Source organism: Bradyrhizobium sp. CCBAU 53351 (genome assembly GCF_015291745.1).
In the GTDB taxonomy this organism is placed as follows: Bacteria; Pseudomonadota; Alphaproteobacteria; order Rhizobiales; family Xanthobacteraceae; genus Bradyrhizobium.
The window spans coordinates 5,179,478-5,192,323 of the sequence record NZ_CP030059.1 but is presented as its reverse complement, the minus strand read 5'-3'; the positions used below and the strand labels follow the sequence as shown (position 1 = coordinate 5,192,323).

The window sequence follows — 12,846 nt, the reverse complement described above, 5'->3', positions numbered from 1 at the left end:
GCCGAGGCCCCCATATCCGCCGGCGCGCCGCGAATCACGGCCGGCCGCGGCCGGCGCTTGCCGGTGTTCCACGGTCGCGCTAGGACAGGCCATGGCGGTGTCACTATCCAGCAAATGTGTCCGGCGATGACGACCCCGGTCGCACTCACCATCGCGGGTTCCGACTCGGGCGGCGGCGCCGGGATCCAGGCTGACCTGAAGACCTTCGCCGCGCTCGGCGTCTACGGCGCGTCCGTCATCACGGCCTTGACCGCGCAGAATACGCGCGGCGTCACCGGCATCCACGCCGTGCCGGCGGCGTTCGTCACCGAGCAGATCGATGCGGTGTTCTCCGATCTCGACGTCGGCGCGGTGAAGATCGGCATGGTGGCCCAAGCCGCCAGCATCGATGCGATCGCGGCCGCGCTGTCGCGCTGGTCGCCGAGGCATGTCGTGCTCGATCCCGTGATGGTCGCGACGTCAGGGGACCGGCTGCTCGCCGCGGAAGCCGTCGATGCGCTGCGCACGAAACTGATGCCGTTGGCGTCGGTGATCACGCCAAACCTGCCGGAAGCCGCGGCCCTGCTCAACGAGCCGGTCGCGGCAAGCGAAGCGGAGATCGAAAGCCAGGGACGGCGCCTGCTGGCGCTCGGCTGCCGTGCGGTCCTGATCAAGGGCGGGCACGGCGAGGGCGCCGAAAGCATCGACTACCTCGTCAGGGGCGAAGCAACGATCGCGCTCGCCGCACCGCGCGTCGCCACCCGCAACACCCATGGCACCGGCTGCTCGCTATCCTCGGCGGTCGCGGCGGGGCTCGCCAAGGGCGAGGATCTGGAAACCGCCGTCCGCAACGCCAAGATCTGGATCAGCGCCGCGATCGCCGCCGCCGACCGCTTCAGCGTCGGCCACGGCCATGGGCCGGTCCATCATTTCCACGGATTCTACTGAGGCGGGCTTGCTGAACCTCTCCCGGTTGCGGGAGAGGTTGCGCCCAACGGGTCGCGCCGAGGGCGCGCCCCGTTGACAGGCTCCGCCGCGGGTGAGAGCTCCCTCCTCTTGGGAAATCCCACTGGGGAAACACCCTCTCCCGCAAGCGGGGTGGGAGCGCACTTAACTAGGTGCTTCCAACGGCAATCTGATCTCTCAGTCCCCCCTGCGGCGCCATGTCGCCTGATTGTCGCATGCGACTGATATTCGCGGGGAGGGCGAGGCAAGGCGTGATTCGTATCTGAAGGTGCCTCAAAAGTTCAATCGGTCATCCCCCTGTCACGGGACATTGTTACAGGCTGGCGCATGGGAAGTTACGATGTGAGTGACGAGAGCCCGGAGCGGCGCTTTCGCACGTTGTTCATCTCCGACGTTCATCTCGGAGCCCGCGGTTCTCAAGCCGATCTTCTGCTCGACTTCCTGCGCTACCATGATGCCGACACGATCTATCTGGTCGGCGACATCGTCGACGGCTGGGCGCTGAAATCGAGCTGGCACTGGCCGCAATCCCACAACGACCTCGTCCAGAAGCTTTTGCGCAAGGCGCGCAAGGGCGCCAAGGTCATCTACATCCCCGGCAATCACGACGAGTTCCTGCGCAATTATTACGGCACGCATTTCGGCGGCATCGACGTGGTCGAGAACACCGTCCACACCGGCGCCGACGGCAAGCGCTACCTCGTCATCCACGGCGACATCTTCGATCTCGTGGTGCAGAACGCGCGATGGCTCGCCCATCTCGGCGACAAGGCCTACGATTTCGCGATCCAGATGAATCGCTTCGTCAACTTCTTCCGCCGCCTATTCAAGGTGCCCTATTGGTCGCTGTCGCAATGGGCCAAGCAGAAGGTCAAGAACGCGGTGAATTATATCGGCGCGTTCGAGCAGGCGCTCGCCGCCGAGGCGCGGCGTCACGACGCCGACGGCGTGATCTGCGGCCACATCCACTACGCCGTGATCCGCGACGAGGGCGGCATTCGCTACATGAATTGCGGCGACTGGGTCGAGAGCTGCACGGCGCTCGTCGAGCATGACGACGGTCATTTCGAGATCATCACTTGGGCGGATCATCTGCAGAAGCCGGCAGACGTCCCTCAGGTTGCAGCCAGAGCTGCATGACAGAGGCCGCCTGATGCGTATCCTGGTCGCGACCGACGCCTGGCACCCGCAAGTCAATGGTGTGGTTCGGACGCTGACCAAACTCGCTGACGCCGCGGAGGCGCTCGGCGTCCAGTTCACGTTCCTGACGCCGCAATCGTTCCGCACCTTTGCGATGCCGAGCTATCGCGACGTGCGGCTGGCCATGCCGCGCCCGGCACGGATTGCAAAGCTGATCGAGGAGGCGCGTCCGGACAGTATCCACATTGCGACGGAGGGGCCGATCGGCCTGATGGTCCGCCGCTATTGCCGCCAGCGCAGGCTGCCGTTCACGACCAGCTTCCACACCCGCTTTCCCGAATATGTCCGCGCCCGCGTGCCGGTGCCGGGCTCGCTGATCTGGCGCGCGCTGCGCCGTTTCCATGCGCCCAGCCGCGCCGTGATGGCGGCAACGCCGGCGCTCGCCCGCGAGCTGACCGAGCGCGGCTTCGACAATGTCGTGCTGTGGCCCCGCGGCGTCGACACCCATGTGTTCCATCCGCGCGCCATCGACCTCTGCCTGCCGGCACCGGTGTTCCTGTCGGTCGGCCGCGTCGCGGTGGAGAAGAATCTCGAAGCGTTCCTCGAGCTCGATCTGCCCGGCACCAAGGTGATCGTCGGCGACGGCCCGGCCCGCGCCGCGCTGGAAGAGGCCTATCCCGATGCGATCTTCCTCGGCGAGAAGCACGGCGAGGCCCTGGCGGAGATCTATGCGGCCGCCGATGTGTTCGTCTTCCCGAGCAAGACCGACACGTTCGGCCTGGTCCTGCTGGAGGCGCTGGCGAGCGGCCTGCCGGTCGCGGCCTTCCCGGTGAAGGGACCCCGCGACGTGATCGGTGACGCCCCGGTCGGCGCGCTCGATCACGACCTGCGCAGCGCCTGCTTCGCGGCGCTCGATGTCTCCCGGCAGGACTGTGTCGAATTCGCCGCCAACTACACCTGGGAAGCCTCGGCGAGGGCCTTTGTCGACAGTATCCAGGCGGTAGGGGCTGTGCTGCCGGGCCGGAACGATGCGGAACAGCCGCGTTTCGTCGCCTAAGGGGGAGATTTCCTCGCGCGGAGGTGTCTTGCCCGCGGCTCGATGGCCGCGATAAGGTCAGCCATGACCGAACAACTTCTCCCGATCGGCCCTGCCGACATTGATGCCGCCGCGCGTGTGATCGCGCCTTACGCCATCCGCACCCCGCTGCTGTCCTTTCCGGTGCTCAACGAGCGCGTTGGTGCGAAAGTGTTTTTGAAGCCGGAGATGCTCCAGCGCACCGGCTCCTTCAAGTTCCGCGGCGCCTTCAACAAGGTGTTCTCGATCCCGCAGGACAAGCGCGCCGGCGGCGTCGTCGCGTTCTCCTCCGGCAACCACGCCCAGGGCGTGGCGGCGGCGGCAAAAATCCTCGACATGCAGGCGACCATCGTGATGCCCGCGGATGCGCCGCTGTCCAAGCGCGAGCGCACCAAATCCTACGGCGCCGAAGTCGTGCTCTATGATCGCGACAAGGACGACCGCGAGGCGATCTCGCGCGGCATCGCCGAGAAGCGCGGCGCGACGCTGGTCAGGCCCTATGACGATCCCTTCGTGATCGCGGGGCAGGGCACCGCCGGCCGCGAGATCGCCGAGGACATGGCGGCTCTCGGCCTCAGCCCTGACATCGTGGTGGCGCCGGCCTCCGGCGGCGGCCTGATCGCGGGCGTCGCGACGGCCGTGAAGGCGCTCTATCCCCAAGCCGAGATCGTGGTGGCCGAGCCCGAGGCGTTCGACGATCACGGCATTTCACTGACCGCCGGCCATCGCGAGCCGCATGGGCCCGCGGGCCGCACCATTTGCGATGCGCTGATGGCGCTGATCCCCGGCGAGATGACCTTTGCGATCAACAGCAAGCTGCTCGCGCGTGGCGTCACGGCGTCGGACAAGGAAGTCGGCGCTGCCGTCGCCTTCGCCTATCGCGAGCTGAAGCTGGTGGTCGAGCCCGGCGGAGCCGTCGGTCTTGCCGCACTGCTCGCCGGCCGCCTCGACGTCGCCGGCAAGAACGTCGTCATCGTGCTGTCCGGCGGCAATGTCGACGCGGATCTGTTTGCCGAACTGGTGGCTTAGTCGTCATTCCGGGGCGCGTGAGCGCGAACCCGGAATCCATTTCCCTACCGACTCCGCTGCACAATGGATTCCGGGTCCGCGCCTTCGCGCATCCCGAAATGACGACCTCCAAGAGCCGACATGAAGAAGGGGCAGAGCGCTTGCGCTCTGCCCCCTTGTCGTCTCGCCTGCGGCGATCAGCGCATGAAACCGCGGTGGTTGTTGCCGCCGCCCATGCTTGGGGCCTGGTTCATCGACTGGCGGAAATTGTTGCCACCGTTGTTGACCATGCGGTTGGTCGCATTGAACTGCAGGCGGTTGTTGTTCTGCACCTGCACCTTGTTCACCGGAGTGTTGTTGATCTTCACACCGTTGTTGACGCGGATCGGGTTGTTCTGGGTCTGAACGACCGGTTTGGTCTCGACATTCGTGCCGCCCTTGCCGACATTCACCGGCATGCTCACGATCTTGCCAGGCTTGCCGTTGATGTTGCCGTTGACGTTGCCGACGTCCGGCTTGTTGTTGGTCGCAGGCAAGGTGACTATCTTGCCCGTACCGCCATTGTTGGGCGTGTTGGTCGGCGCAGGCATGGTGACGATCTTGCCCGGGGTCTGCGTCGGCGTGCCGTTCTGCTGGTTCGGCTGGTTGTTGTTGCCCGCCGGCAGGTTGACGATCTGGCCGCCATTGCCGGGCTTGCCGATGACATTTCCATCGACCGGCTTCTGCACGATGGGAAGGTTGCCATTGCTCTGGCCACCACCATTACCCTGCTGCAGCGGCATGTATTTGGGCTGGCCGAGATTGCCGATCTTGAAGGTCGGGGCAATGTTCTGCGGAGCCAGGAACTTGGTCGCCTGCATCAGGGGGATCTGCTTCGGCTGCACCTGCAGCTTCAGCGCCATTTGCGCATAGGGGCTGTTGCCGTAGCTGTCGTAGAAGCTCTTGTAGCCGAGCGGTGAGTTCACGAGCACCGCCTTGTGCCAGGCCTGCGAGAGCAGGATGTTGTTGAGCAGCCAGCGGACGTGGTCGCACAGCGGGTCGTGCGGATACATCTGGATGAACTCCTGATAATATTCCGGCCGGCCCTCGGACACGACGTAGTCATAGGCCTGGCGCGTCGAGCGGCTCGGCAGGTTGGCGGCCATCTGCACGACGGGCGCTTTGACCGGCGCGCGGTTGGCGGCGACCACGGTGTCACCGAAGAAGGTGAAGTCCGAGGTGAGCGAGGAGCTCTCCCACGGGATCTGCGCGCCGCTGGTGGTCTGGTTCACCTGCAGGCGGACGCGCTTGAACAGCTGCTCGATCGGCACGTTAGGCTCGCGCGCGACGTTCAGGAAGGCCTGCGTGTACGGGCTGTGGCCACCGGTGCCGTCGAGCGCTTCGGCGCCCGGCGCGGTCGAGTAGCCGACGATCGAGCCGTTCGGCGCATCGACGATGGCAAGGCCGCGGCCGGCATCATTGACGGTCGGGAACGGGTTGTTGCGGCAGGCATCGAGGATGACGATGCGCATGCGGCTCGGGATCGTCTCCAGCGTCGACATCACGTCGACGAGGCGCACCGAATTGTTGACGAGCTCAGTAGGGTTGGACACCTTCGCATCGACGGGAACGAGATAGTTCTCGCCGGCGAGCTGCACGCCGTGGCCGGCGTAGTAGACCATCGCCACCGTGTTCGGGCCGCGCGCGGAGACTTTTGCGGAGAAGTCCTGCACCACGCGCAGCATGTCGTTCTGGGTCAGGTCGGTTGCGGCAACCACCTCGAAGCCGGCGGAGTTCAGGAACTGCGCCATGGACTGCGCATCATTGTCAGGATTTTGCAGCTGCGGGGCGTTCTGGTAGTTCGAATTGCCGATCACCAGGGCAACCCGCTGCTCCGGGCCCTGCAGCGCGGTGGGGGCCGGCTCGACAGGGGCAACTTGCGCGGAAACAGGGCCGCAGGCGAAGCCGAACAGGCTTCCAACAAGGCTGGCTGTCATCAGCAGAGGCTTTAGGCGGAACATGGCGTGCTCCTTTGGCACTGATCTCGATACGAGATTGGTTGCGACGAAGCCTGACCGCGTTCGAGCTTGAGGTCCGTGATCCCAGTCACCATGATGGCCTCCGTGATCTGAATCACGTTTGGAACCTGCTATGGTGAACGATCGCTAAGAGGAACCGCCGTCACATGCTGAAATCGATCGATCCGATCCTGACGCCCGACCTGCTCTGGCTGCTGGCCTCCATGGGCCACGGCGACGATCTCGTGGTCGTCGATGCCAACCACCCGGCCACGCACATCGCCCGCTCGACATCGTCGCAGCGCCTGATCCAGCTCCCGGGCATGACGATGGAGACGGCCGTCCGCGCCATCATGTCGGTCTATCCGCTCGATGATTTCGATCCAGATCCGGTACGCGTGATGATGCCGGTCGACGATCCCGATCGCGTGCCCGACGTGCAGCGCGCGGTGCTGGCGGAGATCGAACGCGCCTGCGGCGGCGCCATTGCTCCCGGCAAGCTCTCACGGGCGGATTTCTATCGCGCGGCGGCGGCGGGCTTCGGCGTCGTGCAGGTCGGCGACAGCAGGGGTTACGGCTGCTTCCTGATCAGGAAGGGCGTGATCAGCTAGCCGGCTTGGCGCATCAGCTCCGAGGGCCAGCCGATGCGGACGAGGAGACCGTCGGGGCCGTTGATGCCGACCTCATACATGCCCCATTCACGGTGACGCAGCACGCCGCCGGGCCGGATGATGAGATCGTCCACGCGCGCGGCAATGGCCTCGACATCGGGCGTGCGAATGAACACGCCGAAGGGATTGTGTTCCGGCACGCGCCACGGGCCGTCGCCTGCTTGCGTGAGATGCACCTCGCAACCCCAGCCCCTCACGATGACGTAACCGGCATCGCCGCCCGTGCGCGCGAAGCCGAGACGTTCCCAGAAGGGAATCGCAGCGGGAAGATCGTTGCTGGGAACGATCGCAAATGCGCCGACGTGCGGGCTCTCAGGCATTCGGTCACTCCGGAACATTCAAGCTGTCCGCACAGCGTTCATGCTGCGCGTTGCAAGTCTATCCGCAGCGGCTGATCGGCAGAAGCGGCGAAACGTCCCGCACTCGAATTTGAATGGCGCGCTTGCACCTGACTGTCTATGTTCGCGCCATGTCTCGCCTTATGTCTCTATTTGTTGCCATCGTCCTGTCGCTACTGCCGGTCGTCGCGTCCGCTGCGTCAACGCAAAAGCGCCCAAAGCAGGCCTGGCAGGGCTACGGCTTCCTGCCGGGCTATCGCCAGCCCTTGAGCAACAGCATTCCGCTCTACAAGCAGAAGGACGCGATGCGCCGAATGTCGCGCGCCGATCGGCGTCACTGGTACATCGATCCGGTTCCGCAATATTACCGCTGGGACGGCGAGTGGCACTATTTCGGCCGCCCCGGCTTCAACGGAGGCCGCTACAACGGCGGCAGCTTCGGCCCGTGCTGGACGCGCACGCCGATCGGAGCGGTGTGGAATTGCGGGTGATTGAGTAACCCTCGCTACGCTCGCAATGACGATGCGGAAAGAGCGCGCATCAATACTCACTCCTGTGCCCCGGACGCAGCACAGCGCTAACCCGGCGATGTGAAACATCGTCCGGTCAGCGGTGCGCTGCGGAGCCGGGGCCTATGCTGCCGAGAAGTTCGTGGCCTCTGGGTCCCGGATCTGCGCTTCGCTTGTCCGGGACACGAAAGTGAGCGGCCGGCCCTTTACGAGAAAAACGCGATCTTCTCGGCCTGGGTCATGCGGCGGATCGGAGCGAGCGGGTCATTTGCCGGCGCGCGGGGCTTTTGCAGGATGCCGCTGGCGAGGATGGTGGCGCCGAGCGAGGGCTCCGGGGCCGGCGAGGGCGTCGGCAGTGATGTGGCCGGCGCCGCGGCGAAGATGGCGGTGGCTGCCATCGCCGGGGCCTGCTGCTCCATCACTTCAGCGGCGGCCTCCGCAATGGCGTCGGTGAGGCGCGCGAGCGAGTCCAACGCGATCGGTGCGTCCGCCGGGTGTTCTTCCACGACAGGGGCGGCGACAGGCTCCGGTGCGATCGGCTCGGCAAGCTCGGCGGCGACGGGTGCTGCGGTTTCCGCTTGCACCGGCTCCGGAACAGCCGCGTCCATCTCGACCGGGGCGATGATCTCGTCGAACTCCGGATCGGGCGCGGCCATCTCGAGCGCAATGGCCTCGAGCACGGCGTCGTCCTCGGCCTGCGCGGCCGCATCGAGCGCGAAGGCGTCAGCGGGATCGACGGCAGGCTCGGTCGCCGGCGCCTCAAACGAGATCTCTTCATGCGCGGCAGCTTCGGGCGCGACGGTCTCCGGCGCGACCTGGTCGAGCGCGATGTCTTGAACGGCGATCTGGCTTTCGGCCGCAATCGTCGTCGCGGCGGCCGTATCCACTGCCTGCTCGTCGAGTGCCTGCTCGTGCAGTGCCTGCTCAGCCGCGGCGGATGCTTCTGCGGTGCCGGCCGCTGCGATGGCGGCTTCGGGCTCGACACGTGCTGCGACGTCCTGCGGCGGCTCCGTAACAGCCACGGGTGCTTCGCTGGTCATCGCTGCAGGTGCGGTCTCGACGGGTGCTTCGGCGACGGATGACGGCACGTCCTGCACCGGAGCCGGGGGCGCCGCCTGCGGCGTTGCGCCGCCCTGGTCGACCCGATCCTTGAGGAGATCGAAGGCGATCTTGAGCTCGACCCGGGGATCGATGGTCGAGGCCTGTCCGCAAGCGGACTCGATCGAGGCGAGCTGCGAATCAATGAGGTCGCAGATTCGCCCGTCGGCGCCGATCTCGCGCCAGCGCCAGGAGATCTCCTTGATGATGCGCACCCCGCGCGGGATCGGCGCGAGGCTCGCCTCGATCGCTGCGGGGTCGAAGGCAGCAAGCGCAATGGTCTCGGCCTCGCGGATCGCGCGGCGGATCTCGATCAGCGCCTCGGGCAGGCGGTCCTCGACGACGGGTTGCCGCTGCGCCGCAAGGGTTTCCTCGATCTTCGCGACCGCGTCGAGCACCATGCGCGTGTCGGCATTGCGGTTGCGCTTGGCGTATTCGCCGAGGAACCAGCGGCCGCGCGCCGTCTCCATGAAGGCTTCGCGGATCGCGTCGTAATCCTGCTCGTTCGGCTCCGCTGCGCGGGCAGACATAGGCGAGAGTGCGAATGCTTCGTTGGCCATGGCGATCTCGTCGCGCAAATCAGTGCGCGTTAATGTAACGATCACCACGATATCGACCGAATCGCAATTGGTTTGATGCAGTCCGAATCACAAATCCCCATCGCGGCAGCCAGGAAGCGGCGATTCGCCGTCAGTCTCGCCCTGTTCTATTCGGCCGTCTTCGCGGTCTCGGGCACGCATCTGCCGTTCTTCCCGGTGTGGCTGAAGGCGATCGGCATCGACGCGGCCTGGATCGGGCTCATCAACGCGCTGCCGGCGATCACGCGTTTCACCACCTTGCCGCAGGTGACCGCCTTTGCCGAAAAGCGACACGCCATCCGCGCCGCCATGATGCTGTCGGTGCTGGCGACCGCGATCGGATTTGCGGCGGTCGGCCTGCAGCAGCAGCCGCTGGCGCTGTTCCTGATCTACGCGCTGACCTGCATGATGTGGACGCCGACGATGCCGCTGACCGATGCCTATGCATTGCGCGGCGTCGCTCGCTACGGGCTCGATTACGGACCGTTGCGGCTGTGGGGCTCGGCGGCCTTCGCCGCCGGCTCGCTCGCCTGCGGCTATCTCATCGACGTCATCGCGCCGCGCGACCTGATCTGGATCATCGTCGCCTGGGCCGTCGTCGCGGTCGCAGCCAGCCTGCTGCTGCAGCCGCTCGACGATGTCAGGCGCAAGACGGCGGAGAGGCATGTCGGCAAGGCGCTGCTGCGCGATGCCGGCTTCTGGGCGATCATCGTCTCGGCGGCGCTGATCCAGGGCAGCCACGTCGCCTATTACACCTTCTCGGCCATCAACTGGCAGCTCCATGGCATCAGCGGGCTGACGATCGCGGGCCTGTGGACGCTGGGCGTGATCGCGGAGATCGTCGTCTTCGCACTGTCGCCGCGCTTCTCGCTGCATCCCTCCACCATGATCGCGATCGGAGGCCTGAGCGCAGTGGTGCGCTGGATCGTCACCGCGAGCGAGCCGCCGCTGGCGCTGCTCGCGATCGTGCAGCTCGGCCATGGCCTCACCTTCGGCATGACCATCGTCGGCACGATGAACCTCCTGGTGCAGCGCGTGCCCTCGCATCAGATCGCGCGCGGTCAGGGCTATTATGCCGCGTGCAACGGTCTCCTGGGCGCCATGACCTCGATCGCGTCAGGCGCGATCTACGCTCGCATCGGCGACGGCCTGTATTACGTCATGGCGGCGATGGCCGTTGGTGGCGCGGTCCTGATCTGGTCGGCGCGGCATCGGCTCACGGCTCAGCCCCAGAGCGAGACGTCCGGCGGATAGACCAGGCTGTCGTCGTAACGCAGCCCATGGTCGCGGTCGCGGGTCAGCAGCAGCGGGCCGTCCAAATCGACGAAGCGTGCCTGCGGCGTCACCAGCATGGCGGGGGCCATCGACAGCGACGTCGCGACCATGCAGCCGATCATGATCTCGAAGCCGAGCGCCTGCGCCGCATCGGCCATCGCCAGCGCCTCGGTGAGGCCGCCGGTCTTGTCGAGCTTGATGTTCACGGCGTCGTAGCGGTCGCGCAAGGGCGCAAGCGAGGAGCGGTCGTGCACGCTCTCGTCGGCGCAGACCGCGAGCGGCCGCTTGATCCGTGCCAGCACCGCGTCGTTGCCCGCCGGCAGCGGTTGCTCCACCAGCGTGACGCCGACGGCGGCGCAGGCGGCGAGGTTGGCTTCCAGATTGGCCTCGGTCCAGGCCTCGTTGGCATCGACGATCAGCTCGGATTCGGGCGCGGCTTTGCGCACCGCCGCGATCCGCTCCGGATCGCCGTCGCCGCCGAGCTTGATCTTGAGCAGCGGCCGGTGCGCCGCCTTGGCGGTCGCGGCGGCCATGGCCTCGGGGGTCCCTAACGAGATCGTGTACGCCGTGGTGCGCTCGCCCGGCACCGGGCGCTCGAGCAGGTTCCAGGCCCGCTGGCCCGCCGCCTTGGCCTCGAGGTCGATCAGGGCGCAATCCAGGGCGTTGCGGGCCGCACCCGGCGCCATGGCGGCCTGCAGGGCCTGCCGCGAGATACCATCGGCAACGGCCTGCTGCATGGCCTGGATGGCCGCCAGCGTCGCCTCGGGCGTCTCGCCATAGCGGGGGTAGGGTACGCACTCGCCGCGGCCGGTCAGCCCGTCCCGGCTGACCTCGGCCATGACGGTCACGGCCTCGGTCTTGGCCCCGCGGCTGATGGTAAAGCTGCCCGCGATCGGGAAGCGCTCGATTCGCGCCGCCAGGGACGCAAATTTCATGGAAGTCATTTTGAACTCTGGCGAAATCTGAACCTGCTAGTTACCTGTAGCAACTAACATTAACCACTTGGGGATACCTTCTCTGGGTAAGGGCGCGTGCGCAACTCTCTGATTTTCTCCGCCCCGGTACGGGAGCGGACATCTTGAACAGCGATCCGAAGCTGGAACGGATTGCCAAGGGCAACGCGCTGGCACTTTGCGCCACTGGGACCTGGACTGCGAGCTTCGCGCCGGTCCTGGAACGGATGGTGGCCGACGCCGAGAAGCTCGCCGGCACCCCCCAAAGCATCTTCATCGACGTGTCCGAAGTCGCCAAGCTCGACACCTTCGGGGCCTGGCTGATCGAGCGGCTGCGCCGCAGCCTCACCAAGGGGCCGGTCGAGGCGCAGATCGCCGGGCTGTCCGCCAATTATTCCAGCCTCGTGGACGAGGTGCGGCGGGTCCGGGCGGGCGCCGTAATCGACAACAGTCCGATCACCATCGCCGGCATGCTGGAGCAGATCGGCCGGGCCGTGGCCGGCGTCGGCGGGACGATCGCGGGGCTCGTCGACATGCTGGGCGCCGTGCTCGCGGCATGGTTTCGCGTCCTGATCCATCCGCGCTCGTTCCGCCTGACCTCGACCGTGCATCACATGGAGCAGGTCTGCTGGCGCGCGGTGCCAATCATCGTGCTGATCACCTTCCTGATCGGCTGCATCATCGCGCAACAAGGCATCTTCCATTTCCGAAGATTCGGCGCCGACATCTTCGTGGTCGACATGCTCGGCGTGCTGGTGCTGCGCGAGATCGGCGTGCTCCTGGTCGCGATCATGGTCGCGGGGCGCTCGGGCAGCGCCTACACCGCCGAGCTCGGCTCGATGAAGATGCGCGAGGAGATCGACGCGCTGCGCACCATGGGCTTCGATCCGATCGAGGTGCTGGTGCTGCCGCGCATGATGGCGCTGGTGCTGGCGCTGCCGATCCTGGCTTTCCTCGGCGCGATGGCCGCGCTCTATGGCGGCGGGCTCGTGGCCTGGCTCTATGGCGGGGTCGAGCCCGAGGCCTTCCTGCTGCGCTTGCGCGACGCCATCTCGATCGACCATTTCATCGTCGGCATCGTCAAGGCCCCGGTCATGGCCGCCGTGATCGGCATCGTCGCTTGCGTCGAAGGGCTTGCCGTGCAGGGTAGTGCGGAATCGCTGGGCCAGCACACGACGTCGTCCGTCGTCAAAGGCATCTTCTTCGTCATCGTCATGGACGGCGTGTTCGCCATCTTCTTCGCCGCGATCGGAATGTGA

The 12,846-nt window shown here is 66.2% G+C and carries 12 protein-coding genes; 8 read left to right on the top strand and 4 right to left on the bottom strand.

Annotation, left to right across the window (positions count from 1 at the left end):
- The first annotated feature begins 126 nt into the window (after positions 1-126).
- The 4 genes from thiD (at position 127) to XH83_RS24660 (ending at position 4,189) form a co-directional block, all read left to right on the top strand.
- Positions 127-927: a bifunctional hydroxymethylpyrimidine kinase/phosphomethylpyrimidine kinase gene (gene thiD / locus XH83_RS24675; protein WP_194403305.1), complete on the top strand. Its 801-nt coding sequence runs from the start codon at positions 127-129 to the stop codon at positions 925-927.
- A gap of 345 nt (positions 928-1,272) precedes the next feature.
- On the top strand, positions 1,273-2,085 hold the full coding sequence (locus XH83_RS24670) for a UDP-2,3-diacylglucosamine diphosphatase (protein WP_194403304.1): 813 nt from the start codon (positions 1,273-1,275) through the stop codon (positions 2,083-2,085).
- 13 nt (positions 2,086-2,098) lie between these two features.
- Positions 2,099-3,142: a glycosyltransferase family 1 protein gene (locus XH83_RS24665; RefSeq protein ID WP_194403303.1), complete on the top strand. Its 1,044-nt coding sequence runs from the start codon at positions 2,099-2,101 to the stop codon at positions 3,140-3,142.
- A 63-nt stretch (positions 3,143-3,205) separates the two neighbouring features.
- Complete coding sequence (locus XH83_RS24660) at positions 3,206-4,189, top strand: threonine/serine dehydratase (RefSeq protein ID WP_194403302.1); 984 nt, start codon at positions 3,206-3,208, stop codon at positions 4,187-4,189.
- A gap of 176 nt (positions 4,190-4,365) precedes the next feature.
- Here XH83_RS24660 and XH83_RS24655 read toward each other — a convergent pair whose 3' ends face one another.
- The gene (locus XH83_RS24655; protein ID WP_194403301.1) at positions 4,366-6,168 is read right to left on the bottom strand and encodes a caspase family protein; all 1,803 of its coding nucleotides are present in this window, start codon (positions 6,166-6,168) and stop codon (positions 4,366-4,368) included.
- A gap of 164 nt (positions 6,169-6,332) precedes the next feature.
- Here XH83_RS24655 and XH83_RS24650 point away from each other — a divergent pair, with 164 nt between their 5' ends.
- On the top strand, positions 6,333-6,776 hold the full coding sequence (locus tag XH83_RS24650) for an RbsD/FucU family protein (RefSeq protein ID WP_194403300.1): 444 nt from the start codon (positions 6,333-6,335) through the stop codon (positions 6,774-6,776).
- Here the strand turns inward: XH83_RS24650 and XH83_RS24645 are convergent.
- Positions 6,773-7,156: a glyoxalase gene (locus XH83_RS24645; RefSeq protein ID WP_194403299.1), complete on the bottom strand. Its 384-nt coding sequence runs from the start codon at positions 7,154-7,156 to the stop codon at positions 6,773-6,775. The genes XH83_RS24650 and XH83_RS24645 overlap by 4 nt on opposite strands.
- Positions 7,157-7,305: 149 nt before the next feature.
- Here XH83_RS24645 and XH83_RS24640 point away from each other — a divergent pair, with 149 nt between their 5' ends.
- Positions 7,306-7,665 carry a hypothetical protein gene (locus tag XH83_RS24640; RefSeq protein ID WP_194403298.1) on the top strand — a complete coding sequence of 120 codons (360 nt, stop codon included), beginning with the start codon at positions 7,306-7,308 and terminating at the stop codon, positions 7,663-7,665.
- A gap of 224 nt (positions 7,666-7,889) precedes the next feature.
- Here the strand turns inward: XH83_RS24640 and XH83_RS24635 are convergent, their stop codons facing one another.
- Positions 7,890-9,341 carry a hypothetical protein gene (locus XH83_RS24635; protein ID WP_194403297.1) on the bottom strand — a complete coding sequence of 484 codons (1,452 nt, stop codon included), beginning with the start codon at positions 9,339-9,341 and terminating at the stop codon, positions 7,890-7,892.
- A 75-nt stretch (positions 9,342-9,416) separates the two neighbouring features.
- On the opposite strand from XH83_RS24635, the gene XH83_RS24630 reads away from it, so the two are divergent.
- Positions 9,417-10,613, top strand: coding sequence for a major facilitator superfamily domain-containing protein 6 (locus XH83_RS24630; protein WP_194403296.1), 1,197 nt, complete (start codon positions 9,417-9,419; stop codon positions 10,611-10,613).
- Here XH83_RS24630 and dgcA read toward each other — a convergent pair.
- The gene (gene dgcA, locus XH83_RS24625) at positions 10,583-11,578 is read right to left on the bottom strand and encodes an N-acetyl-D-Glu racemase DgcA (RefSeq protein WP_194403295.1); all 996 of its coding nucleotides are present in this window, start codon (positions 11,576-11,578) and stop codon (positions 10,583-10,585) included. The two genes, XH83_RS24630 and dgcA, sit on opposite strands and share 31 nt — an antisense overlap.
- A 134-nt stretch (positions 11,579-11,712) precedes the next feature.
- Here dgcA and XH83_RS24620 point away from each other — a divergent pair, with 134 nt between their 5' ends.
- The gene (locus tag XH83_RS24620; protein ID WP_194403294.1) at positions 11,713-12,846 is read left to right on the top strand and encodes an ABC transporter permease; all 1,134 of its coding nucleotides are present in this window, start codon (positions 11,713-11,715) and stop codon (positions 12,844-12,846) included.